Origin of the sequence: Salegentibacter tibetensis (genome assembly GCF_020164485.1) — a bacterium.
Classification (GTDB): domain Bacteria; phylum Bacteroidota; class Bacteroidia; order Flavobacteriales; family Flavobacteriaceae; genus Salegentibacter; species Salegentibacter tibetensis.
In genome coordinates, this window is sequence record NZ_JAIQZA010000004.1 from 15,895 (window position 1) to 38,640 (window position 22,746).

General features: G+C 39.0%; 14 protein-coding genes and 2 pseudogenes. 9 read left to right on the forward strand and 7 right to left on the reverse strand.

What is annotated here, in order from left to right:
• Window positions 1-112: 112 nt before the first annotated feature.
• Entirely contained in the window at window positions 113-1,000 is an 888-nt protein-coding gene (locus tag LB467_RS02950; protein ID WP_224472529.1) for a class I SAM-dependent methyltransferase, read from the forward strand.
• A gap of 505 nt (window positions 1,001-1,505) precedes the next feature.
• On the opposite strand, the gene katG is transcribed toward LB467_RS02950, so the two are convergent.
• Window positions 1,506-3,764, reverse strand: a complete 2,259-nt coding sequence (katG, locus tag LB467_RS02955) for a catalase/peroxidase HPI (RefSeq protein WP_262901612.1) — start codon at window positions 3,762-3,764, stop codon at window positions 1,506-1,508.
• A gap of 260 nt (window positions 3,765-4,024) precedes the next feature.
• Here katG and LB467_RS02960 point away from each other — a divergent pair, with 260 nt between their 5' ends.
• The 5 genes from LB467_RS02960 (at window position 4,025) to LB467_RS02980 (ending at window position 10,631) form a co-directional block, all read left to right on the forward strand.
• The gene (locus tag LB467_RS02960) at window positions 4,025-4,666 is read left to right on the forward strand and encodes a PIG-L deacetylase family protein (RefSeq protein WP_224472530.1); all 642 of its coding nucleotides are present in this window, start codon (window positions 4,025-4,027) and stop codon (window positions 4,664-4,666) included.
• Window positions 4,667-4,692: 26 nt separating this feature from the next.
• A complete protein-coding gene (locus tag LB467_RS02965; RefSeq protein WP_224472531.1) occupies window positions 4,693-5,835 on the forward strand; it encodes a glycosyltransferase family 4 protein in 1,143 nt (380 codons plus the stop codon).
• 10 nt (window positions 5,836-5,845) lie between these two features.
• The gene (locus LB467_RS02970) at window positions 5,846-7,036 is read left to right on the forward strand and encodes a glycoside hydrolase 100 family protein (protein ID WP_224472532.1); all 1,191 of its coding nucleotides are present in this window, start codon (window positions 5,846-5,848) and stop codon (window positions 7,034-7,036) included.
• Window positions 7,037-7,329: 293 nt separating this feature from the next.
• Window positions 7,330-9,609, forward strand: a complete 2,280-nt coding sequence (locus tag LB467_RS02975) for a glycosyltransferase family 4 protein (protein ID WP_224472533.1) — start codon at window positions 7,330-7,332, stop codon at window positions 9,607-9,609.
• The gene (locus LB467_RS02980; RefSeq protein ID WP_224472534.1) at window positions 9,609-10,631 is read left to right on the forward strand and encodes a glycosyltransferase family 4 protein; all 1,023 of its coding nucleotides are present in this window, start codon (window positions 9,609-9,611) and stop codon (window positions 10,629-10,631) included. The genes LB467_RS02975 and LB467_RS02980 overlap by 1 nt, the downstream gene beginning before the upstream one ends.
• Before the next feature lie 5 nt (window positions 10,632-10,636).
• Here the strand turns inward: LB467_RS02980 and LB467_RS02985 are convergent, their stop codons facing one another.
• Entirely contained in the window at window positions 10,637-12,064 is a 1,428-nt protein-coding gene (locus tag LB467_RS02985; RefSeq protein ID WP_224472535.1) for a glycoside hydrolase family 130 protein, read from the reverse strand.
• Window positions 12,065-12,444: 380 nt separating this feature from the next.
• Window positions 12,445-14,031 (reverse strand): amidohydrolase family protein, encoded by a 1,587-nt coding sequence (locus LB467_RS02990; RefSeq protein ID WP_224472536.1) that lies wholly within the window; start codon window positions 14,029-14,031, stop codon window positions 12,445-12,447.
• Between the two features lie 843 nt (window positions 14,032-14,874).
• Between LB467_RS02990 and LB467_RS02995 the strand changes: the two genes are divergently transcribed.
• Window positions 14,875-16,314 carry a pyridoxal phosphate-dependent decarboxylase family protein gene (locus LB467_RS02995; protein ID WP_224472537.1) on the forward strand — a complete coding sequence of 480 codons (1,440 nt, stop codon included), beginning with the start codon at window positions 14,875-14,877 and terminating at the stop codon, window positions 16,312-16,314.
• A 196-nt stretch (window positions 16,315-16,510) separates the two neighbouring features.
• Here LB467_RS02995 and LB467_RS03000 read toward each other — a convergent pair.
• The 3 genes and pseudogenes from LB467_RS03000 to LB467_RS03010 form a co-directional block, all read right to left on the reverse strand.
• Window positions 16,511-16,948, reverse strand: a pseudogene (locus LB467_RS03000) (cytochrome c biogenesis protein); the annotation flags it as partial.
• Window positions 16,949-17,090: 142 nt separating this feature from the next.
• Window positions 17,091-17,561 carry a NapC/NirT family cytochrome c gene (locus tag LB467_RS03005; protein ID WP_237690394.1) on the reverse strand — a complete coding sequence of 157 codons (471 nt, stop codon included), beginning with the start codon at window positions 17,559-17,561 and terminating at the stop codon, window positions 17,091-17,093.
• 401 nt (window positions 17,562-17,962) lie between these two features.
• Window positions 17,963-18,403, reverse strand: coding sequence for a pyridoxamine 5'-phosphate oxidase family protein (locus tag LB467_RS03010; RefSeq protein WP_224472539.1), 441 nt, complete (start codon window positions 18,401-18,403; stop codon window positions 17,963-17,965).
• 421 nt (window positions 18,404-18,824) lie between these two features.
• Here LB467_RS03010 and LB467_RS03015 point away from each other — a divergent pair, with 421 nt between their 5' ends.
• A complete protein-coding gene (locus LB467_RS03015) occupies window positions 18,825-21,029 on the forward strand; it encodes an amino acid permease (protein ID WP_224472540.1) in 2,205 nt (734 codons plus the stop codon).
• Between the two features lie 424 nt (window positions 21,030-21,453).
• Window positions 21,454-21,621: pseudogene (locus LB467_RS19580) on the forward strand (transposase); the annotation flags it as partial.
• A 132-nt stretch (window positions 21,622-21,753) separates the two neighbouring features.
• Here the strand turns inward: LB467_RS19580 and tnpA are convergent.
• On the reverse strand, window positions 21,754-22,215 hold the full coding sequence (gene tnpA, locus LB467_RS03020) for an IS200/IS605 family transposase (protein ID WP_224472541.1): 462 nt from the start codon (window positions 22,213-22,215) through the stop codon (window positions 21,754-21,756).
• Window positions 22,216-22,746 lie beyond the last annotated feature (531 nt).

The window sequence follows — 22,746 nt, forward strand, 5'->3', positions numbered from 1 at the left end:
TGTTCATCTCATTGACAGGATATAAAGGCTGGTTTTTTTAAAAATTAAACTTCACCTTTTCATTTAAAAGTTTATCCATTTAAAGATAAATCAACCAATAAAATTTAAAGAAATGAAATCACAAATTAGTTCTTATTTAAAGAAAGATGCTAACCCTAGATATCATGAGGATTATCTGGAGTTTGACCTGGCGAAAAACGCATCTGAAGGTTTAGCAGCAAATGCTTATTATTTTAATAATTCTGAATGGGCAGAGGAATACTTAACTTACTGTCATAGGGATGTCCATTTTAAAAGTCGTTGGAAAAAAGCTCTTGGAGATTATTCTGATAAAATTGTTGTGGATTTAGGCTGCGGTCCCGGAAATGTTTTTGCCAATTTTTCTGAAAAGCCTAAACTTTTAATTGGAGTAGACGTGGCAAAAAAGTCATTGGAATTTGCGAAAAAAGCCGGATATCTTCCTGTTCTTGCAGATGCATCTGATCTTCCCTTTAAAAATGGATTTGCAGATATAGTTATTTTAAACGCTGCTTTGCATCATTGTGATGATATGCCTGCTGTTCTTTCAGAAGCTGCCCGTATTTTAAAACCAGGGGGAACTATAATTACCGATCACGATCCTCAAAAATCTGCATGGAATTATAAGGGATTGGCTTTATTACTATGGAAAAGCAGAACCCTTATTTACAGATTTACCGGCCATGGATTTCATAAGGAGAAGGGACAACAATATTGGGCTCTTAAAGGTGAAATCCATCATAAACCTGGACTCGGGGTTTCAAAAGAACTTTTTGAAAACAGCCTTAAACCACTTGGTTTTGATGTGAAAACATATCCTCATAACCATACAAAAGGGGTCGAGATTTTTAACGGAAATTTGGGTAAAGCAGATTTTAAATATAGAATAGGCAACTTGCTTTCCGGGAGGAATCCGAATTCCAAATCCAGTGCGTTAACTTTAATGTGTGTAGCTAAAAAGGATCTAGAATTTGCAAACTAGTAGAATTAGCTAAGTATTACCACAATACAAAAAATCCCGCACATTTTTTTTCGCGGGATTTTTTTATTGGGTTTTCACACATTTCACGAACAAGTTACTCCAGGGCATTTACTGGAATTGTTACAACAGGCGGAGAAAGCAGAATTTAAAGGGGTGCTTTCATCAGCCCATTTTTACCCCTGGAGTTATAAGTGGGTAATCACAGAGTACACAGATGTTTAAAGTTTCTATAATGTAATTTGGAAAAAAGTTATTTGCGGATGAAAGTAGCTGGATAGCAAAATATTTTAGAAAACACACTAACTTTTATACAATTTTCGTATTTGAAAACAGAAAGAGGCTGTCTAAAAAGTCTAATTCGTCAAGCTGTCCCGAAAGCTTTCGCGATTGTTTCAGCTTCTAGCATGATTTGATAATCAATATCTTAGATTCTGAAACAATCAGAATGACGATTGAAAAAAATTTTGAGACAGCCTCTTTAATAACTGGAATTCTTTAATTTACTTTATTTAAGATCAAAACGATCCAGGTTCATTACTTTGTCCCAGGCTTTTACAAAATCTCTAACAAATTTTTCCTTAGAATCTTCACAACCGTAAACTTCGGCCAGGGCTCTTAGCTCTGAATTTGATCCAAAAATAAGGTCCACCCTGCTTCCTGTCCATTTTACACTGTTTGTATTACGATCGCTTCCTTCAAATTCAGTTTGAGAATCTGAAGTTGCTTTCCAGGTAGTTCGCATATCAAGAATGTTCCTGAAGAAATCATTGGTGAGGTGTCCCGGACGATCTGTGAAAACCCCGTGTTTTGAATTATCAAAATTAGTATCAAGTACCCGCATTCCACCTAATAAAACCGTCATCTCAGGAGGAGTTAGGGTTAGTAGCTGGGCTTTATCCACAAGCATTTCTTCTGCTGAAGCCGATATATTATCCCTGTTTCTTGAATAATTACGGAAGCCATCGGCATTCGGTTCCAGAGGTTCAAAGGCCTCTATGTCGGTTTGCTCTGCCGTTGCATCAGTTCGTCCCGGCGTAAATGGAACACCAATATCATAACCTGCATCTGCAGCGGCTTTCTTAATAGCTACACATCCACCGAGTACAATAAGATCCGCAAGGGAAACTTTTTTGTTTCCAGACTGAGCATTATTGAATTCATTCTGAATACTTTCAAGTTTTGTTATTACTTCCTGTAATTGCGGCGGATTGTTAACTTCCCAATGTCTTTGTGGTTCCAGTCGAATGCGTGCACCGTTGGCGCCACCACGTTTATCTGATCCTCTAAATGTAGAAGCCGAAGCCCAAGCAGTAGAAACTAATTGTGAAACCGTTAATCCAGAATCAAGAATTTTTTTCTTAAGTCCTGCAACATCCTTATCATTAATTAAGTCGTGATCTACTTTTGGAATCGGATCCTGCCAAATAAGTTCTTCTGAAGGTACTTCAGGACCTAAATAACGAGATAATGGTCCCATATCACGGTGGGTTAATTTATACCAGGCTTTAGAAAAAGCTTCAGCAAATTCTTCAGGATTTTCATGAAAATGTTTAGAAACTTTCAGGTACTCCGGATCTTCTTTTAATGCAAGATCGGTAGTAAGCATAACTGGCGCGTGTTTTTTGGCAGGGTCATGTGCATCGGGAACGGTCCCTGCACCGGCACCATCTTTAGGTTGCCACTGGTAAGCACCACCGGGTCCTTTAATGCATTCCCAGTCAAATTTAAAAAGATTGTCAAAAAAAGTATTGCTCCATTTTGTAGGGGTGTCGGTCCAGGCTCCTTCAATTCCACTGGTTATTGTATTCTCAGCATTTCCTTTTCCGAAGCTATTTTTCCATCCCTGTCCCATTTCTTCAATAGAACTACCTGCAGGTTCTGCTCCAACATATTCGTTAGCATCAGCTGCACCGTGAGTTTTTCCAAAAGTATGTCCACCGGCTATAAGGGCAACTGTTTCATAATCGTTCATCGCCATACGGCCAAAAGTTTCACGAATATCTTTCGCAGCTCCAATAGGATCGGGGTTTCCGTTAGGTCCTTCAGGATTTACATAAATAAGTCCCATATGAGAAGCTCCCAGCGGACTTTCAAGTTCTTTTTCTTCTGAATATCGTTCTTCATTTCCAAGCCATTCACCTTCAGATCCCCAGTAGATATCTTCTTCCGGTTCCCAAATATCTTCACGTCCGCCTCCAAATCCAAAGGTTTCTAAGCCCATAGATTCCAGGGCACAGTTTCCGGTAAGAATCATGAGATCTGCCCAGGAAATTTTTCTTCCATATTTCTGCTTAATTGGCCAAAGTAATAATCGGGCCTTGTCGAGATTAGCATTATCTGGCCAGCTGTTTAGCGGTGCAAATCTTTGTGAGCCCGAGCTCGCTCCTCCGCGGCCATCACCAATACGGTAAGTTCCGGCGCTGTGCCAGGCCATACGAATAAAAAATGGTCCGTAATGTCCGTAATCTGCTGGCCACCATTCCTGGGAATCTTCCATAAGATCAAAAATGTCTTTTTTTACGGCAGCCAGGTCAAGGCTTTTAAATTCTTCTGCATAATTAAATTCTTCACCCATCGGATTAGACAAACTGGAGTGTTGTCTTAAAATTGATAAGTTTAATTGATTGGGCCACCAGTCACGGTTTGAAGTTCCGCTTCCGGCAGTTTTATTAAGAGAGCCACCCATAAAAGGACAGCGGCTGGATTCATTTACATCCCATACTTTGTGGCTATCGGGATTGCTCGAATGATTGTTGTTTTTCATAATTGGACAGTTTTAAAGATTAACAGCTTAAAAATACTATAATTTTTACTTATAGGTTTTCAATTTTTATACTAAATAACTATAGTGATTAGGCAAAAACTATAGCGCAAAAAATACCGCATTATCATAGTCCCTAAAAATGTGATTTGTATGGGTTTTTAAGTACGCATTATTAATCAATAATAAATTAACTTTAGGTGACTCCGAAGAAGTAAGGAATAATGTTCAGAAATTTTTTAAATCATACTTAAAATTTTCAATTGGGGATTAAAAATAATTTATCTGATAAAAACGCAGTAGTTATCGTAGCGCATCCGGATGATGAAACTTTATGGTGCGGCGGTACTATTCTAACACATCCTACTTTCAACTGGTTCGTGATTTCTCTTTGTCGGGGTGATGATATGGAAAGAGCTTCAAGATTTTACAAATCCCTCAAAATTTTAAAAGCTAAGGGAACAATGGGCGAACTTGATGACGGTCCTGAACAAATCCCGTTAGATAAAGAAGAAGCTAAGAATGCAGTATTAAGTTTACTACCCAACCAGCATTTTGATCTGATTATTACGCATAATCCTTCTGGAGAATATACCCGGCATCTTCGGCATGAAGAAGTTAGCAGGGCTGTAATTGAGTTATGGTATCAAAAAAAAGTATCGGGCAAAGAGCTTTGGACCTTTGCCTACGAAGACGGGAATAAAAAATATTTTCCCAGAGCTGAAAAAAGAGCGTTCCAATACCCCCTGTCTGAAAATATTTGGAAACAAAAATATGCGCTTATCACTGAAACCTATGGATTCTCACCCGGAGGTTTTGAAGCTGAAACAACACCAAAAATTGAAGCTTTCTGGAAATTTTTTGATCCAGGGGAGGCTTATAAATGGTTAGAACAAGCTGGTTAGTACAGCGAAACTATAATAAAGGAAAAATGAAAGTATTAATGCTTTACGATTATCCTCCATCGCCCGGCGGGTTGGCAACACAGGGAGATTTATTATATAAAGGTCTCCTGGAATTGGGGGTAGATGCCCATGCTGCCCATTTTGAATCGGCTCAGGAAAAGGAATGGTATTATCGTTGGTTTAAGCCAGATCTTGCAGTGGGGGTAGGTTACTGGGGCCATACGCCGCAGTTAATTTTTCATCCTCAAAGCCACGGAGTATTACCGGTGCCCTGGTTGGTGGCCGACGGATATATTGCAAATTATCATAAAGTGTTGAATGAACTACCGTTAATTTTAGTAACCTCCAATTGGGTGAAAGAAATGTATGTGCGTGATGGTATAAAACCCGATAATATTGAAGTTTTACCGGTGGGTTGTAATACCGATACATTTATTCCTTTTAAGAAAAATGATCCAAAAATTCTGGCGGTCCGGGAAGCTTTAGGGGTTTCTTCAGATCAAATAATGATTCTTACTGTTGGTGGCGATGCTGCTTCAAAAGGTGCCAGGGAAGTGATGGAAGCCCTTGCTATAATTAATGATGAATTTTCAAACTGGAAATATGTATGTAAAGTATGGCCGCAACCAAGAACCAAAGCACAAAATTTATTGGATTTGGAATTGGCTAAAAAGCTAGGTATTGAAGATAAGATATTCTATGCAACCAATACTATTTCGCGAAATTTTATTCCTTATTTAATTGGAGCTTGTGATATTTATGCAGCTCCTTCAAGACTCGAAGGATTTGGGATGCCCCAGGTAGAAGCAGGTGCCTGCGAAAAACCGGTAATAGGAATAAATGCCATGGGAATGTTAGATACACTTGTGCACAAAGAAACTGCATTGCTGGCCGGGGTAGGTCAAAAGATTATTGCAAAAGAGGTTATCCTGGGTAAAGAATCTGGTTTTGAGAAAAACCATAAAATAGTTTTTAATGAGCCCCGAACGGTAGATTACCGCGCCGATGTTCGGGATATAGCAACACATCTTTTAAGCCTAATGCGAAACAAAACTTTGAGAGAAAGATTGGGTAAGAAGGGGAGGGAACGAGTGGTAGAAAATTTTGATTACAGGATAGTAGCGAAGAAGTTTTTAAAAATCGTACAGGATAAATTAGGTATGGATTAAAACGAAAGTGATGACAACAGAAAATTTAAAATTAATCGATTCAGCGAAAGAGGCGGCAATAACTGTTCTTTTGCATAATTCAAAAGGACCATTTCTTGACTTGCCCAGAACTGCGGGTTGGGGATATCCGGAGCCATATACCCGGGATTTAATGTTTTCTGTTTTAGGAATAGCAGTTTCAGGTAATTCCGAGCTTTTAGACAGCATCCGTAAAGTCCTGGAAACCTTAGCTGCAAATCAGTCAGAAAAGGGACATATGCCTTCCCTGGTTCACGACAGCGAAGATCGCGGGGCAAGTGATACCACCCCATTGTTTTTACTTGCTACTGAGATTTTTAGAAAGACTGTAAACGAGCCTGATTTCTTAAAAAATGCGGTAGAAAAATCTTTACTCTGGATGGAGTATCAAAGTCCCAGAGATCGCTACCTCGTTGCCCAACAACCTACCAGTGACTGGCGCGATGAACAATGGGTACTGGGCTATGGACTTTTTGTAAATACGTTGGTTTATAGTTATTTGCAATTAATGGGCGATCACGACCGGGCAAAGAAGATGCATGATGAAATGGAGAAATTTACGATCATCCGGGACAGACAAGGAGAACATATACAGCAGAGGTTGGTTGTGAGAGATAAACCTCATTATGCTTTTTGGGCTTATAAGAATTTTAAAAGTGAAAGATTCGATTTGCTGGGCAATAGTCTCGCAATTCTTTCAGGGATGGCATCTTTTAAAACAGCAAAAGCTATTATTGAATGGATAGAAAAAGAATGTGCAGAAATGAAAACCAGGGGAGAGTTAACAGTAGATTTACCACCAAATTTCTATCCCTTCATAAAACCTGAAGATTCAGATTGGCACAAACGTTATGCTGATTACAACTTACCGGGAAATTATCATAATGGTGGAATATGGCCATTTATCTGCGGACTTTACGTAGCGGCTCTTGTTGCCGCTCAAAAATATGAATTGGCAGAAATAAAACTTGTAGAACTTACTAAGCTTATAAAGCGGTCCAGAACAAAAGACCTTGACTTCGGGTTTAACGAATGGTTCAAATCACAAAATGGCGAACCCATGGGGCAGGATTGGCAAACCTGGAGTGCTGCGCTTTATCTTTATGCGGTAAAGTGTGTAGAAGAGAAAACCACGCCATTTTTTGATGAAATAAGAGCAGCTTCTTTTAGATATAATTCCTGAATGTTTTTAAAAACCCTGTCCATATTTTAGTAAAAGTTAACACATACGTTATAAAAGTCTTAGGTTAAATAACCTTATCTTTAGAATCCCCCAATCCGATACCCGGATGTAATTTTATTTAGAATTCAGTATTTAAGATAAAGAAATACAGGTAAAAACTGCCCCAAAACTATTTGAATACAGTCAGTACCTGGCTTTATAACACTTGCAAGAATTATAAATTCATTGAAGTGCTTTAACTATAGCTAAATGAAAAGGATAAATGCTGAAATAAATATTAAAGCAGGTTCAAAATGAAAATCACTTATATAGGTACATATCCGCCAAGAGAATGTGGTATTGGAACTTTTACCCAAAATCTGGCGTTTGCAATGACCGCAAAAGATCATCAGGGCGAAAAACTTAATAAGCGTCTGATAATTGCTATGAACGATTACGATGAAACGTACTCATACCCACCCGAGGTAAAACTATGTATTCGACAGGAACAACAAGCCGATTATCTAAAAGCAGCAAATTTCATCAACTCCAACGGTGCCGATATCTGTATACTTGAACACGAATTTGGAATTTTTGGAGGAAATGGAGGAGTTTATATTCTGCCATTATTGCATCACGTAAACATTCCGATAATTGTCACTTTGCATACTATTCTTGAAAATCCTTCCTATACAGAAAAGGCAATTTTAAAGGAAATTTGTAAAATGGCCGATAAAGTGGTTGTAATGAGTGAAATGGCAATTGCTTTTTTAACTTCTATTTACGATGTTCCAAAAACAAAAATAGCTTTAATAGCACATGGGGTGCCCGATATTCATTTTGATAGAAAACAGTCTAAGGCAGAATTTAAACTGAAGAAGAAAAAAATATTAATGACTTTTGGGTTTATCGGTAGGAATAAAGGAATTGAAACTGTAATAAAAGCCTTACCTCAAATCATCAAAAAACATCCTGATATTCTCTATATGGTTTTAGGAAAAACACATCCTAATGTGCTACGCAGTTCGGGGGAAGAATACAGGAATTATCTACAATTACTTACTAAAAACCTGAAGCTTAAGGGGCACGTTTTATTATTAAATGAGTTTATTGATGAAACTGAATTGTTTAGATATTTATCTGCTTGCGATATCTACATAACCCCATATGTTAACGAAGCCCAGATTACCAGCGGTACGCTTTCTTATGCTATGGGTACTGGTTGTGCGGTGGTTTCCACCCCATATTGGCACGCTGCAGAGTTGCTTCAAGGTGGTAAAGGCTGCCTTTTCAACTTTAACGATCCCGATGACCTTGCTTTTACACTCAATGAGTTATTAGATAATCCCGAAAAATTAAAAGGTATTCAAGAGAAAGCATATAAATATGGCAAAGAAATTAAATGGCCCAGGATAGGGGAGAAATATTTAGAACTCGCCAAAAGCATTCTAAAATCGCCTAAGAAAGAAAGTGTAAATGAAGAGGGAAGCATAATAGATCCTTTACTACTTCCAACATTTTCCCTGGCTCATATTAAAAGGTTAACCGATGATACGGGAATTATACAGCACGCAAAATTTGGAATTCCCAACCTTAAAGAAGGTTATTGCCTGGATGATAATGCAAGGGCTCTGTTAATGTCTTTAATGGCTTACAACCAGAAAAAAAATCCTTTAGCGCTGGAGTTAATGCCTATTTATCTTAGTTACATTCATTATATGCAGAATGAAGATGGAACATTCAGGAACTTTCTAAGCTTTAACCGAAATTTTTTAGATATAACCGGCTCCGAAGATTCTTTTGGAAGGACCATTTGGGCTCTGGGATATTTAATGGGCAATGCACCAAATGATGCCTATTATCAAAATGGAAAATTGGTTTTCTTTAACGCGGTACCAAATTTTGAAAAAATAAAATCTATTCGAAGCATTGCTTATACTATTATTGGGATATGTTACTACTTGAAAAGTAATCCCGCCGACGAAGAAATGATTATGCGCTTAAAGAACCTAAGCTCAAAATTAGTAACACATTATGAGGAAAATAGCTCTAAAGATTGGAATTGGTTTGAAACTTTACTTGCCTACGATAATGGAATTTTACCCTTATCTCTACTTCACGCTACCCAAATTTTAAATGATGACCATATAGAAACGATAGCTCTGGAATCTATGGAATTTCTTACTGAACAAACTTTAAAAAATGGATATCTTTCAATTATAGGTAATAAGAATTGGTATGTAAAAGGCGGGGAAAGATCTATGTTCGCACAACAGCCTGTAGACGCTTTGGCAATGGTGCTTATGTATTATCAGGCATTTTTGCTTACAAAGGATAAAGAGTTTTTAAATAAATTATTTCTTTCATTTATGTGGTTTTTAGGTGAGAACGATTTGCGAATGAGCCTTTATGATTTTGATACCAAAGGTTGCTGTGATGGAATTGAAAAATACGGAGTCAATAGAAATCAGGGCGCAGAGAGTTCACTTGCGTATTTAATTTCCCATCTTACCGTTCTCCAGGCTTATGATGAACTCTATAAAACCGAAGAATTTAAATCTGCCAATCTCCCAAAAATAATGGTTAATAACTGATGAAAATTGCAGTTTTATCACCAATAGCCTGGCGTACGCCTCCAGAAAAATACGGCCCCTGGGAACAGGTGGCTTCAAATATTACCGAGGGATTAGTCGAAAAAGGCCATGAGGTAACGCTTTTTGCAACGGCCAATTCCATTACTAAAGCAAAATTGAAATGGGTCTGCAAACTACCCTACGAAATTGATAAGGAGAATGACCCAAAAGTGATGGAATGTTTGCACATAAGTCATCTAATGGAGCAAGCTGACCGATTTGATATAATTCACAACCATTTCGATTTTCTCCCTTTGAGTTATTCAGGTCTTATTACAACACCAATGTTAACCACTATTCATGGTTTTTCATCTCCCAAAATACTTCTGGTTTATAAGAAGTACAATGCATCAACCTCTTATGTCTCTATTTCAAATTCAGACAGAAATAAAGAACTCGACTATCTCACTACTATTTATCATGGTCTTGATCCTGGAAAATTTACTTTCGGAAAACACAAAGAGAATTATTTACTTTACTTCGGAAGAATACATCCACATAAAGGAGCTCACGCCGCTATTGAGATTGCCAGGAAGGCAGGTTTCCCGCTAAAAATTGCCGGACTTATTCAGGATGAAGCATATTTTAATTCAGAAATAAAACCTTTTATAGATAATAAAAATGTTCATTACCTGGGGAATGTAGGCCCCGAAGCACGGGATGAATTACTTGGGGGGGCAAAGGCGTTACTACATCCCATATTTTTTGAAGAGCCCTTCGGGTTAAGCGTGTTGGAAGCTATGATGTGCGGCACACCGGTAATCGCGTTTAAAAGAGGAAGTATGCCGGAACTAATCATAGAGGGAAAAACCGGATTTTTACCGGGGAATATTTCAGATGCTGTTTTCGCGATAAAAGCTTTAGATAAAATTGATACCAAAACCTGTAGAGACTATGCAGTCAGAAATTTCAGTCTGGAAGCCATGGTCGATGCTTATGTAGAAGCTTATAAAGCTACAATAAAAAAGAAATCAGTTAAATGAAGTATTTACCTTTTCTTCAAAGCACTAAATAATTCAGCCAAATTCACAACTGCATACGTAGAAGAGTAGTCTGATAGGGCATAGGGTAATATAAGGCTTGTGTTGTGAATTAATGCTCCGCAGGAGTAAACCACATTGGGAACATAACCTTCCCTTTCATGCTCAAGTGGTGTAACTAAAGGTTCTTCAAGTCTGCCTATTTCTTTGGTAGGATCTTCCAGGTCAAAAAGTGAAGCTCCAATACAATAACGACGCATTGGTCCTACACCATGCGTGATAATTAACCAGCCTTCTGTGGTATATAAGGGCGATCCACAGTTGCCAATTTGTGTAAATTCCCAGGGATATTTTGGTTCCTGAAGCATCACAGGATTCTTCCATAATGTAGTTCTTTCAGAATACATGATATAATTGTTCACCCCATCAATTCTCGCCAGCATCGCATATTTACCTTTTATTTTTGTAGGAAAAAGCGCTAAATTCTTATTTTGAGCTCCTTCGCCATGAAGTGGCATAATCCTGAAAGTATAAAAATCATCGGTATAAAGAAGTTTAGGCAGAATGGTGTGACCATTATACGCGGTATAGGTAGCATATACTTTTATTTCGCCATCTTCATCAATAAACCTAACAAATCGGGCATCTTCTATCCCGCTGCTTTCCGATTGTGAAATTGGGAAAATTACGCGGGCCGAGAGATCTGCATCGTGTTTAAATTCAATGTCGTAAAAGGAATCTACCAACCAGGTCATTTCTTTAAGAGCTCTTTTTCTTTCAGCAATCATATTCGTATCCTCCAGGATTCTATTTACTTCCTGTTTTAAAGAATAATATTCAAATTTATCTGGTAGCCTGTTCATGATAGCGTTTGAAAATTTTGTAGGAATTTCCATTTCTGCAAGTCGCTCTATAAAGCGCTTTTTATCATATAATTTTTTATGTAGGATCTCTGCTTTATCAATATGATTGCCGATTTTCATTAAATGCAGATCATTATTTTTATCCAGGATTCCCCTTCTAAATACTAATGATGAAATATGGCCTTCTCCAGTGGCCCTAAAGGAAATAATCACTCTTTTTTCGCCTTTTTCTAAATAGGTTTGGTCAAAATCTTCAATCATAGAAGGATTGAAAAAGGCGGCCGATTCCAAAGCAAACTCCATGGTGCAATAAGAACCTATGAGTAATTTTCTTTCATCAGAAAGACCGGTATAGTTAACCTGCATTTCCTCAATAATATGTTGAATATTAGAGCAATGTCTAAAAAAGACCTTGGAAATATTACGGTGTCGTCTGGAAAATTCCCTTAAGGTCTGTTCTAAGGTTTGACTAACCTGGAAGTCACTCATCGCTAAAATCCTGGCCACAAGATCTTGAGTTCTTTGATCACCATTCATAAAAAACCGGGCCACAACCCGACTTGAGTCAGGCATAAACTTGATATTTTTTCGTTGTACTGAAACTCTCATGATATGCACTTTTATAGAGGTAAACCTCTTAAAGATAGTTCATAAGCAGAACTTAAGAGGATTTTTAATCTTAATTTTTTATGAAAAAATAAAGAACGATAGGACTAGGAGAGAATAATTGATATTAGAAATTCTTTGAAAATAGAACCGCTTTTTTCTAATTATTAGCAAGATATTTATATCTGCTTCTACAAAAACAAAAACCCTGTAAGTTATAGGCTTACAGGATTTTTTTTGTTTTTTCTTAAAACGGAAGAGACAGTGAGTTTCTTCTATATTTTATAGTGGGGATTTCTGTCTTAACGTGTTGAAGCTGGTCGCAACAATGGTATCAAATTCCATGATTACTGCTTTATTCCGGGTTGATTAAATTTAAATCCGGACTCTTCTTTTTTCCTGTCTACCATTTCCTTTACATCCTGAAGCAGTTTTTTAGCATCATAGATTATCCCGTCTTTGATAGTGTATTTCACCCCGCCAACACGCACTACTTCGTTTTCATCTGTAAGTTTGATGGCGCCGGTACCATAAAGTACTTTAAAGTTGGCAAGGGGATTCTCTTCCACCAGGACAAAATCTGCCAGCTTGCCCACTTCTACAGATCCCAGATCATCTTCTACTCCTAATACCTCTGCACCGTTAAGGGTGGCTGCCATGATAACTTCCATAGGATGCAGGCCGGCCTCCCGCAGTAATTCCAGCTCTCGTATATATGCAAAACCATAAAGCTGAAAAATAAACCCGGAATCTGATCCTGCTACAACACGACCCCCGCGGTTTTTGTATTCATTTACAAAATCCATCCATTTGCGATAATTCTTTTTCCAGGCCACTTCTTCTTCTGTACCCCAAAAGTGCCAGTAGGAACCGTGGGAAATCTTGCTGGGCTGATAGAATTTCCAGAGAGAAGGCAGGGTGTAGTCAGCGTGCCACTCGGCAGTGCGTGCTCTCATTAGATCTCGGCTGGCCTCATAAATATTGAAAGTAGGGGAAAGAGTGAAATCGAGTTTCAGGAGTTCTGTCATCACGGAGTTCCATTTTTCACTACCGGGTTCCGCAGCCTGCTCCCAAAGTTTTCCTGCTTCACGGAACCTGTCCTGTTCATTGTTATAATTATAGTCGGCGGGATAATCTTGCACCGTACGGTTTGTGAACAGAGCTTCGGGTAGGCCATACCAGTGCTCCATACTATTAAGTCCCGCCCGTGCCGAATGAAGCGCGTTCCATTTGGCCACTGCCATTTGAGCGTGGTGGGCCGTAGCCCTTAATCCAACTTTTTTATTTTCATCCAGGGCCGCTTCCATGATTTTTGGTGGAGCGCCGAAGAATTTTATTCCATCTGCTCCTCGTTTTGCATTTTCCCTTACCCATTCCCGGGCTTGTTTCGGGCTGGAGATATCTTCCTTGCTTCCCTGGCCAAATGCGGTGTAGGCATAAAGACGGGGGGCAGTGATCTCATTGGCTGCACTTTTATTTTTTTGGTCCAATACCCAGTCTAGTCCGTTCCCGGCAGAAGGATCTCTAACCGTGGTTATTCCGTGAGCCATCCATAGCTTAAAAACATATTCAGCATCTGCTCCCTGTGCACTGCCACCAATGTGCCCGTGCGCATCTATAAAACCGGGAAGGAGGTACATTCCTGTGGCATCTATTTCTTTTCCACCTGCTTTCAACTCAGGTCTTTTAGATGCATCGATCTCCACTCCGGGATAACCCACAACATGAACCCCGGTGATACGATTTTTATTAACCACTATGTCCACCGGTCCCGTTGGTGGGGCACCGTTCCCGTTAATAAGCGTCACGCCCCTTATGATAAGTTGCGGCCAGGGACCCTCCCCCTCAGCTCGTGGTGGGGCTTTTTCTACCTGGGCGGTGCTTAGTTGGAATATAAAGAATAACAGGAATAGGGTTAAGGTGGATCTTATCATGTTTAAAAACTGGTTTTGATATGAATAATTTCAAATATAAAATATTTTATTAGTCTCTGTTCCCGGTTTTAAATTTTCAAATACTATTGGTTGATAAAAAAGAATGACTATTATATTTCACCTCTATGAGGCTTAAAAAAACGCAAACACTTATTTTTTACCGACATTTCGCTCCTAACGGAGCTGTTTCTAGTCCCATCGGGACTATATACTGGTAGAAAAGTTTGTCATCGAAAAGAGAAGCCCCATCGGGGCTAAATATAATATAAGTCAGGTGATTGCAAGGATTCAGGAAATTGTTTTAGTTTTTACCGAACAACAATGATTTTCAAACAATAAACCCCGAACCCTAAACCTTTTACCGTTTCCCGGATTTCTTTCTTTCCTCCTTCTCTTTGACTTTTTTAACTTGTTTCCGCAGTTTAATGATGGTGTAGATTCCCACGGCAAGGAGAACTGCGCCGCTTATCAGGGCGTACCCTAAGACGGTATTTGATAGCAAAGCAGACATAACTAAGGTTTTAATTTCTTCAATTTACCAAAAAAAAGAAGCTTTTGCTAAGCCTGCTTAATAATCCTTTTGAGATTTAAGTTCCTCTATCAACTCTTTAATACCAGCAGAAAAAATGATTAAGAAAAATCATTCTTGAAGTTAGATTTAATCCCCTTTAGTATCGGAGTCACCAACGAATTGCAGGCATTCAGGGCAGCTTGCAATAATAAATGGTTTTTTCAGCTTAATTAGTTGTAGCATATTAAGAGAAAAGTCTTGATCTGAAAGTGATAATAGCCTGTATCTAATCCCGGATTTTTTCTTTAGGTTTGTCTGTAAAATAAGCTCTGATGGATAATCTAAAAACCCGGATTTTTGCCCTGCAGAAGATATCTGCCGGTCTGGAACCTAGCCCCGGACAGCGCGACACTTACTTTAATAAGGTAAATGATTATTCCAATAGCTTTCTAAATGGACTATCTACTTTTGGGACCTATTCTTCAGAAATGCCCCTGCAAGAGGCTTTGGCTCTGGGGGAGGAGCCTAAACCTCTGGAAGAGATCCTGAAGATCTTTGCGAAGGAGGTGGCTGGAAAGGGGATAAAGCCTGCCTCGGGAGGTTATATGGGGTATATTCCAGGCGGAGGGATCTTTGCTTCTGCCCTTGGCGATTATCTGGCCGATATTACCAATGAATATGCCGGGATGTCTTTCGCTTCCCCGGGAGCGGTTGCCATGGAACACGAACTTCTCAACTGGATGAAGTCTCTCTTTGGTTTTCCTGAATCGGCTGTGGGAAACCTCACTTCAGGTGGTTCTATCGCGAACCTGATCGCCCTTACCTCTGCAAGAGATAAACACAGAATTAAAGGAGCTGCCATCGAAAAAAGCGTGGTTTATTTGAGTCCGCAGTTGCATCATTGCAACCTGAAAGCTTTAAGAATTATCGGACTGGAAGATGTGATTATCCGTGAACTACAGCTGGACGAAACTTCAAGGATTGTTGCTGAAGATTTAAAACAAAAACTGGAGGCGGATAAAGCTGCAGGCTTAAATCCATTCCTGCTGATTGCTTCCGCAGGAACCACCGACACAGGAGCCATGGATCCTTTAAACGAAATGGGAGAGATCGCCAAAGCAAATAAACTTTGGTATCACGTGGATGCCGCCTACGGGGGATTTTTCATCCTTAGCGAAGAGCGAAAACATCTTTTTAAAGGTATAGAAAAAGCAGATTCCCTGGCGGTAGATCCGCATAAAGGGCTTTTTCTGCCTTTCGGACTCGGAGCAGTGTTAGTAAAAGACAGGGAAGCGGTTTTTCATTCTCATCACCGAAGTGCAAATTATATGCAGGATGCCGTTGAAAATGATTCGGAGATAAATCCCGCCGATGTCTCTCCTGAACTTACCAAACATTTCCGGGCCCTACGCTTGTGGCTGCCATTGCAATTACACGGGATAAAGCCTTTTGTGGCCTGTCTTGAAGAAAAACTGTTGCTCACGGCTTACTTCCGTCAGCAATTGAAAGAAAAAGGTTTCGCCCTGGGCCCTGAACCCGACCTTTCGGTAAGTTATTTCTGGTGGCCGCTTTCAGAAAATGAAACTAATTTTAATAAAAAACTTCTTAAGGAAATCCACAATGACGGCACGGTATTCTTTAGCTCTACCAATATCAACGGCCGTTTTGTGATTAGAATGGCCCTATTGGCATTCCGCACTAAAATAGAACATGTGGATAAGGCTGTTGAGCTTCTCGATAATGCCAGGAGTAGGTTGTTGGGTAGGGTTTAGGTGTTTGTTGTTTGGTGTTCGGGTTTTCTTTTCAGTTGTGAATTCTCGATTCTCTGTGCCGAATTTTGGGTGAGTTTGTTTTTAGCTTTTTGGTTCGTGATTGCGAGTCCGGTTTATACCGGACACGGCAATCTGCGAAATCCCAATTAACCTCCCAACGTTATATTAGTGAGGCTCAAGTCCTGAGCTGATTTTTCTATACAGCCAATAAATTCTTCCGCTCTTTTTTTGATAATTTTCGGTAACGGAATACAGCCATTATTGTAATAAGCAACAGTCCGGCCACTAACCAATAGATCCAGCCGGGAATAGGTACAGGATCTCCGGAAGCATAGGAGTGCAGCCCTGAGAGGTAATAGTTTACCCCAAAAGACGTCATAATTATAGACGAAAAAGCCCATAAACTGGCGACATTGAGTACCAGGGAGTTTTTTAATTTTGGAATAAGCCTTAGGTGCAATACAAAAGCGTAAACCATGATAGAAATGAGAGCCCAGGTTTCTTTAGGATCCCAGGCCCAATATCGTCCCCAGCTTTCATTTGCCCAAACACCTCCCAGAAAGGTACCTACGGCAAGAAGAAATAAGCCAATGGTGATAGACATCTCATTTACCATACTTAATTCCTGCATACTCTTCCATCATTTAGAAGATTATTGAATTGGCAAGCAATGCCAGCAGAAAGACTGCTATGATCGTTACGATTAAAATTATCCAGTTTTTCATTGGTTTGGTGGTTAGTGTCTAGTACTTATTTTCGATCAATTAGTTCCTTTTTTATGGCGCTGGTTGGTTTATCGTATCACCTTCTTCATCACTTATGTAAGATCTTAACCATTCTGGAATAATATCTCTCTTTTCCGGGATATGTACGGGAATGGGTTCAATTTGGTGGCCTACCGAAGAAAGGCTCTTCACCTTGCCATGGGGCACCTCTTTGTGGCATTCCCAGCAGGTACGATCTGTCCTGTGAAATTCGTGATCATCTATAGTTGCCAGTAATTTTGCATCTGTAACCCGGGTATCGTGACAGCGAATACAATTATTCTGAATAACTTCTGCAGAAGCTTCCCGGGCTACGATCACTTCTGGTTCTGCACGCATAGTAAAGACAGCAGAATGGTACAACCCGTCCATCGCTTTGAAATAGTACTGATTAAATACATTGTCCTGAGGTACATGACAATCATTACAACTGGCTACTTCCCGGTGGGGACTTTTATTCCAGGTAAGGTATTGAGGAGTCATTACGTGGCAGTTAATACAGGCCTTAGGATCATCAGATAAATAAGACGCTGAGTTTTAATATATAGAATCCAAGACCTAAAAAAGCTCCCAGTGTAAGGGTCGCTATTAATCTCCATTTGGGAGGAGGAAGCAGCTTTTGGAAGAAGTTTCGTTTTTTTACAGATCCCGCCATATTTTAGCAGTTTTTCACAAAGTAAAAATAGAACCGGAAGCCTACTTTTAATATGATCTGGATCATATTCTATGGCTTAATCAGCAATTTTCAACCCCAGGAATTTGATTAATTGTGTTAAAGTTATTAAAAAATTACAAACATTTTAAGTCTTTATCCTGGGGTTTTTTAAGGAATTGGGGGGGTATAGTTTTATGAATGTCTTGAAATATTTTAGCGTTTAGTTTTCTCAATCTCTTTGACGTCCACTAATTTCATCAATATGAATGCGGAAGATTATAGGAGTATCTGAGTTTTCTGTTTTACTGGAGAAGTTCTGGATAGAATCCGGACAGGATTTTCCTTTATTTTTTAATGTTTTTTTTACCCCTTCAGAAAATAAGTGCAACATATATTTGGTATCAATTCCGTTTAATTCTTCAAACTTGCCATACAATAAAACTGATTTCCAGTTTTCTAAGGTAGTGATTTCATCTACCTGAAAAGTGACCAAAGGATTTTTCCGCATGGCTTCAATTTTACTTCCCTGTCCAGAATAAGATAAAATGCTATTTTCTTTAGGATCATAATAATAGGTGATCGGAATAATTTCGGGCTTTCCTTTTGAAATATAACCAGGCCGGCCAATATAATTTTCAGCAAGCAGCTGAATATTATCATTTGAAGTCATGACTTTCATTTTAATTTAAATTAAGCTTTAAAATTAGAAGGCTATCAAAAAAACTGATTTCAAGAATTCCTATTTTAAAAATGAAGTGTAATTTACCGCTCAATCTCTAAATAAAATATGACAAGTATCACTATAACATAAATAATTCAATGGTTTTTGTAAACTGAAAGATTTCCGAATTCCATTAAATTTGAATACGATTCGTCTTAAGAATATTTGACTGAAGCGGGGGCTCCCAATCCTATTGAAAAGTGAGTCTTCTTATATATAATTAGCTTCAAAAATACCAGAGGGATCTTGTTAATCTTATATATTTGACAAGAAGTTTGGCAGGGATACGCTTGAAAATACATTTTGAAACCGGAAGAAGCTATAAATTCGTACGCTTTTGTACGGAGCTAAATTGAACCTAAAACCATTCATGAAAAATCCTTTTAAGAGATTTCCACGGGAAAAAGAAAATGTTATTGCCTCCAAAAAAAGCGGATTAGGAACTTTTGGAGGAGTCTTCACTCCTTCTATTTTAACTATTCTTGGTGTTATCATGTACCTGCGTTTTGGCTGGGTAGTGGGGAATGTTGGGTTAATTGGTACCCTTTTAATTGTCACTATTTCGGTTTCAATTACTTTTCTAACAGCTTTATCTATTGCGGCAATTGCTACAGATCAGCGGGTAAGAGGGGGAGGAGCTTATTATATGATAAGTAGGTCGCTGGGGATTGAAGTTGGGGGAGCCGTGGGAATTCCACTTTTCATCGCCCTGGCCCTCTCGGTAGCTCTATACACGGTAGGATTTGCAGAAAGTATAGTGAGCGTATTTCCTAGCTTAGATTTTAAAACGGTTGGTTTGGTCACTACCATAGGAGTAGCTGCTTTAGCTATTATCTCTGCTAAGATCGCAATCCGTGCTCAATACTTCATTATGTTTGGGATTGTTCTATCGTTGCTTTCCCTGTTTTTTGGAAGTCCTATTGAAGAAACAAAAATTGAAATGTGGGGTGCTGCAGAAAGGCATTCAGAAGGTTTTTGGATCGTTTTTGCCGTATTTTTTCCTGCTGTTACGGGTATCATGGCCGGGGTTAATATGTCTGGAGATCTTAAAGATCCTGCCAGGTCTATTCCCAAAGGTACTTTCGCCGCGATTGGTGTAGGTTACCTTATCTATATGACCTTGCCGGTTATACTGGCGAATCGCGCAGATGCCCTTAGCCTGATAGAAAATCCACTTATTATGAGAAAGATGTCATATTGGGGAGATGCCATATTAATAGGAGTATGGGGAGCTACCCTCTCCAGTGCGGTGGGAAGTATATTAGGTGCTCCACGCGTGCTTCAGGCTTTGGCAAAAGACCGGGTTCTACCAGGCTGGCTTGGAAAAGGTTCTGGAGATGATGATTCCCCACGCATTGCTACCCTTTTTACGTTAGGTATAGCGCTTATCGCAGTTTACTTCGGAAATTTGAATATTATCGCTCCGGTTTTAACGATGTTTTTCTTAACTACCTATGGAGTACTTAATGCTGCTGCCGGTCTGGAAAAAATGCTGGATAGCCCCTCTTTCCGCCCAAAATTTAAAGTACACTGGGTTTTTTCATTACTGGGAACCTTAGGTTGTATAGCAGTGATGTTCCTTATAAACCCTGTGGCCACAGCAATGGCCTTAATTGTAATTCTAACTATTTTCTTTTGGTTGCAAAAACGCCAAATGAAAACTGCCTGGGGCGATGTTCGAATGGGGATATGGATGACCCTGGTGCGCACAGGTCTTTTAAACCTTAGAAAAGAGAGCGAGGCTAAGACATGGAGGCCAAATCCTTTAATCCTTTCGGGTGCTCCAACCAGTCGCTGGCATCTTATAGACTTTGCTTCGAACATCAGCCATGACCGGGGCATACTTACGGTAGCTACCATACTCACCGGCAGACCCATTAGCCAGGACCGGCGTGAAAAAATAGAAGATAATATTCAGGATTTTTTGGAGAAAAACAATACTTCAGGCTTTGCCAGTGTAATTTCAGCAAAAGACGCTTTCCAGGGAGCAGGTGAATTTGTGAAATATTATGGACTCGGCACGGTAAAACCGAACACTGTCATTCTCGGAGATAGTGAAAATGAGGAAAACAGACAGAAATATGCCGATATGATCACCCATTTTCATGAGCTTAATCGCAATGTGATTATCATAGCTAATGATGACAAAAAAGGTTTTGGGGATCGTAATCAAATAGATATCTGGTGGGGAGGAGTAAAAGGTAACGGCGGACTTCTGCTGATCCTGGGACACCTGTTAAAAGGCAGCCGTTCATGGCGGGATGCGAAAGTCACAGTAAAAATAATGGTAGATAATAAAATCTCAGCAAAGGATGCAAAACGGAATCTGTCTTCGGTTATTACAAGGTTAAGAATAGATGCAGAACTTGAAATAATAGTTTCAGAAGGACGGTCTTTCGACGAGGTATTACATAATTCTTCAAAAGATGCCGATATGGTTTTACTTGGGCTGGCTATTCCCGATGATAATTTTATGGAATATTACGAAAAGATGCAGAAGCGCATATCTCCATTGCCTACTACCGTCCTGGTGCTTGCAGCAGATGACGTTTCTTTTAGGGAGGTATTGCTATAGGTAGACGTATTTGCCAGGAAGTAGGAGTCAAAGAAAAGAGACAACCTTTAAAACTCATAGGCCTGCTTACCCGACAATTGGATGGAACTTTGCAGGTTATTTGCACCTCCGGTACTCAATATCTCTTTAATTTCAATTGCACCGGCTTCCCTGATTTTTAAAATCGCAAAAAAGGTTCAACATGACCCCTATCAAAAAGGGCTTCCGGCGTATGGTCCTCTTACGGGACATAAAATCGTTCTGTTAACCAATATATCTTATATCTCGTACCTAAAGGCACGTGAGATTTGGGTTTAAATCTGATTTCTACCGATATATGGTCCCTAACGGGACATAAGATCTTCAAAAGATTTCGCCAGATAGTTATAGTAATTTTTAACTGCATTATCTTTGTTTTGTCCCTTAGGGACTATCTATCGGTGAAAAATTTCAACAAGAATTTCCAAAACTAAAGGAACGATATTAGGGCAACATTTTTGGGCTAGTGGTTATGGAGTGGAGTACAGGAAATATTACCGATGAGATGGTTAATGAATATTTGGAGCACCATCGCCGAGATTCGAGTGATAATTCCAATTTCATATTGGAATAGCTTGGGGACTTTCAGTTTCTAGTAAAATACCTCTGCACTTTGAGAGCAGAGTGGTTTAGTCCCTTAGGGACTATCTATCGGTAAAGAAATGTTTTTCGAGAATAATACTGTGCCGTTAGGTACAGAATATGATCATTCAATTGATTTAAATATATAGCGTTCATCAAATTCTACATGGTGTGTTCTTAGAAGCTCTACATACTCCTCCTGAAATGTCAATGTTCTATGATGTTTTTGTTGATTCTGAATGTATTTAATTACGCGTGGCAATTGCAATTTTGAATATGAAAATGCGCCATATCCAGCTTGCCAGGAGAATCTACCATTTACAACTCCTTTATTGTTTATCCATTTTGATGAATCCTGTTTTACCTGTTTCATTAAATCAGAAAGCGATTGCGTGGGGCGCATGCCAAATAATATGTGAATGTGATCCGGCATTCCGTTTATCTGTAACACTTTATGTTCGTTATTTTGGATAATGCCTGTGATGTATTTATACAATTCGTCCTTCCAATCATTTTTAATTAAACTTTCCCTGTTTTGCACTGAAAAAACTGTCTGAATATGTATTTGTGTATAGGTGTTAGCCATACTTGCTTGTTTATATACCGCACCTAAAGGCACGGGGATTTGAATTAATTTTGATTTCTACCGGGATGTTGTCCCGAATGGGACATCTCTTTGTTTCGTAATCAAGATATTCTTTAACTAAAGATACGGATTTATTTTAGCGGTATATATTCTAAAAAAGGGGATTCAATTGTTTAGATAAAATTCTACTGCGGTCCCTTACGAGATATTAAAACGTTTTGATAATCAGTATATCGTTTTCTTAAAAATCTGCGGGAATTTTTCTATTAAAATGTTGTCCTAATGGGACTTAAATTCGTAAAAGATATGATCGTGAATTTCTGATTAATTTCGAGTAGAATTTTTCAATTGTTTGTCCCGTAGGGACTAGCTATCGGTAAAAAAAATCGAGAATGATAACTGTGCCGTTAGGTACAGAATATTCAAATTGGAATAGAATTTTTTTAAAAAAAACACCCCATACCTAAAGGAACGGGGATTAATTATACCGGTATGTGATCCCTAACGGGGCATGAAATCTTTCTGCTAAAT

Coding starts and splice junctions, on each gene's coding strand:
- LB467_RS02950 (WP_224472529.1), top strand. CDS start 113: ATGAAATCACAAATTAGTTCTTATTTAAAGAAAGATGCTAACCCTAGA.
- katG (WP_262901612.1), bottom strand. CDS start 3,764: ATGAAAAACAACAATCATTCGAGCAATCCCGATAGCCACAAAGTATGG.
- LB467_RS02965 (WP_224472531.1), top strand. CDS start 4,693: ATGAAAGTATTAATGCTTTACGATTATCCTCCATCGCCCGGCGGGTTG.
- LB467_RS02970 (WP_224472532.1), top strand. CDS start 5,846: ATGACAACAGAAAATTTAAAATTAATCGATTCAGCGAAAGAGGCGGCA.
- LB467_RS02975 (WP_224472533.1), top strand. CDS start 7,330: ATGAAAATCACTTATATAGGTACATATCCGCCAAGAGAATGTGGTATT.
- LB467_RS02980 (WP_224472534.1), top strand. CDS start 9,609: ATGAAAATTGCAGTTTTATCACCAATAGCCTGGCGTACGCCTCCAGAA.
- LB467_RS02985 (WP_224472535.1), bottom strand. CDS start 12,064: ATGCCTGACTCAAGTCGGGTTGTGGCCCGGTTTTTTATGAATGGTGAT.
- LB467_RS02990 (WP_224472536.1), bottom strand. CDS start 14,031: ATGATAAGATCCACCTTAACCCTATTCCTGTTATTCTTTATATTCCAA.
- LB467_RS02995 (WP_224472537.1), top strand. CDS start 14,875: ATGGATAATCTAAAAACCCGGATTTTTGCCCTGCAGAAGATATCTGCC.
- LB467_RS03005 (WP_237690394.1), bottom strand. CDS start 17,561: ATGACTCCTCAATACCTTACCTGGAATAAAAGTCCCCACCGGGAAGTA.
- LB467_RS03010 (WP_224472539.1), bottom strand. CDS start 18,403: ATGACTTCAAATGATAATATTCAGCTGCTTGCTGAAAATTATATTGGC.
- LB467_RS03015 (WP_224472540.1), top strand. CDS start 18,825: ATGAAAAATCCTTTTAAGAGATTTCCACGGGAAAAAGAAAATGTTATT.
- tnpA (WP_224472541.1), bottom strand. CDS start 22,215: ATGGCTAACACCTATACACAAATACATATTCAGACAGTTTTTTCAGTG.